The organism is Frankia sp. CoWAU3, from assembly GCF_977971855.1.
On sequence record NZ_CDWWXB010000255.1, the window covers coordinates 1 to 2,337 of the forward strand.

Annotated in this window: 2 protein-coding genes and 1 pseudogene; 2 read left to right on the forward strand and 1 reads right to left on the reverse strand. The window is 70.3% G+C overall.

From position 1 onward, the window contains the following. The first annotated feature begins 286 nt into the window (after positions 1–286). Positions 287–835 carry a hypothetical protein gene (locus AC08ON_RS16625; RefSeq protein WP_476608418.1) on the forward strand — a complete coding sequence of 183 codons (549 nt, stop codon included), beginning with the start codon at positions 287–289 and terminating at the stop codon, positions 833–835. A 25-nt stretch (positions 836–860) separates the two neighbouring features. On the opposite strand, the gene AC08ON_RS16630 is transcribed toward AC08ON_RS16625, so the two are convergent. Continuing rightward, a complete protein-coding gene (locus AC08ON_RS16630; protein ID WP_476608419.1) occupies positions 861–1,547 on the reverse strand; it encodes an adenylate kinase family protein in 687 nt (228 codons plus the stop codon). 311 nt (positions 1,548–1,858) lie between these two features. On the opposite strand from AC08ON_RS16630, the pseudogene AC08ON_RS16635 reads away from it, so the two are divergent. Further along, a pseudogene (locus tag AC08ON_RS16635) lies at positions 1,859–2,337 on the forward strand (hypothetical protein); the annotation flags it as partial.

Below are 2,337 nucleotides of genomic sequence, written 5' to 3' on the forward strand. Positions count from 1 at the left end.
CCCCGGCCCCGGCCCAACGTGAAGCTCAGGTGTGCTCCCCCGGGTGGCGACGCGCCGACGCATCCCCACGGGAGCCACCTCCACTCACGCGGGCCGCCCCCACGCGGGCCACCCCCACGCGGGCAATGACGCCGAGCCGACACCGCCACGCGGCGTGCACCGTCCGCGACTAAGGTCGACGGCATGGATCCGAAAGATCCGGGAATCAGACACCTGGACAGATCCACAGTGATGATCTACCGTCCGCCCGCGGGACCGCCGGTCGGACCGAGCGGGAGGACCAGCCGTGCGGGAGAACCTCACCCTCGACGAACCACGCCGAGGGATCCGGTCCGGCCGAACCATGACGCTGCTTCCGGGGCTGGTCCTCGCGGGAATGGTCGCGCTGACCGCCGGTTGCGGGGGGTCCGACGACATCAGCGTGCCGCCCTCCGTCAGCACACCAACCCTGCCGACCTCGCTGCCGAGCGGGCTGCCCACCGCGCTGCCGACCTCGCTGCCGGGGGTGGGAAGGATCGACGCCGTCAGCGGCGCGGATGCCCTGCGTGGCACGAATGTCCCCCCCGATTTCCCGGTGCCGCCCGGGGCCACCGTGAAGGTCGGTACGACCACCGGGAAGACGTCGACGGTGACGCTGGGCGGGGTGTCCAGCGACCGGGTGGCCACCTTCTACCGGCAGACCCTGCCTGGCGCCGGCTACAAGATCACAACGGATGTGGGGATTCCGGGGGTCGCCAGAGCCATCCAGTTCAACGGGCACGGCGTCAACGGGAGTATCGGGGCCGCGGGGATCGGCAATACCGACGGCGTCGCCGTGGTGTTCACCAAGCGGTAGTCCCCCCGGGGGATCACGGCCGGGCTCACCCGGGCACGACCGGCCGTTGCGGAAAATCGAGCTGCGAGCGATCGAGCTGTGGAAGATCGAAATGCCGGCGGATCTCCGCCTGCACCTCGCGCGGCGGGTGCCGGGCGTCCACGACGGCCACGAACTCCTTACGCTGGAAGATCTCCATGACCGGTCGGGTCTTCTCGTGGTACTCCCGCAGGCGGACGGCAAGTGCCTGCGGGTTGTCGTCGGCCCGGGTCAGCAGCGGCGCTCCGCACACGTCGCAGGTGTCCGGCACCTGCGGCCTACTGGCGATCAGGTTGTAGTCCAGGCCGCACCGTGAGCAGAACCGGCGGGCGAGCACCCGCCGATAGACCTCGTCGTCGGGGAGGTCGAGGTAGATGACCCCGTCGATGTCGTAGCTCTCCAGGAAGAACTCGGCCTGCCGGGCGTTGCGCGGGAACCCGTCGATGATGAACCCGTAGTTCCAGTCGTGCTCGGCCAGCCGGGAGCGCACCACCGACTCGACGAGGTCGTCCCCGACCAGGTGACCGGCCGCCACGATGCGTTTGACCTGGGCACCGAGTTTGGTGTGGTTCTGCACGTTCCAGCGGAAGACGTCGCCGACGTTGATGTGGACCAGGTCGAAGTCCCGGGCCATCATCGTCGCCTGGGTTCCCTTGCCGCTGCCCTGCACGCCCATGATGACGAACTTGCGCACGCCGACTCCCGATCGTTCCTCCGCCCCGGAGGCCGGCCGACGCGCGGCCGCCTCGGTGGCCCGCCCCCAGCTGTCCCACCGGCCTCTCCGTCGCGACGTTATCCGCCATGGAGATCACTAGGGGTTTCCGCGGCCCAGCGGTGGCGGGTACGTCATGACACCCGCACGGCCGACCGGCGGGCTGTCCGCAGCCCAACCCGGACCGATGCACGCCGACAATGCCGTAAAGAGCAGGATGTCAGGATGTATGGGGATCGGGGGAGCGCGGAACGGGCCGCGGCTGCGATCCCGGATTCTAGGAGGGAACGCGGGTGTCAAGGGGACTGCGTCAGACGCTCGGCGCCGGCCTGGCCGCCACCGTGCTGGCGGTGGGGCTCACGGCGTGCGGTTCCGGGGACAAGGCACCGGCTCCACCCGCGGAGATCGTCCTCAATCGGGGGCAGGACTCGTCGATCCCCTTCCGCACCGAGGCCGACGGCGAGGTGCTCCTGGACGTCACCACCACCGCCCCAGGGGTCTCCTGGGGCTCCCCGGGCGGCGAGTCCGCGGTGCTGTCGCTCTACGTCGACACCGCCTACGCCACCGATCTCGTGATCCCCACGTCCTTCCCGATCAAGCGTAGCCTCGCGCTGGGTCACCTGGCCGCCGGCAGGCACACCCTGCGGACGCTGTTCGCCGCGGACCGGTCGCCCCGCAACGCCGCCACGGCGCGCCTGACCGATCTGACCTTCCGCACCGTCACGCCGCAGGACAACGGCTACCAGGCACTGGCGCACGCCCCGGTGATCTA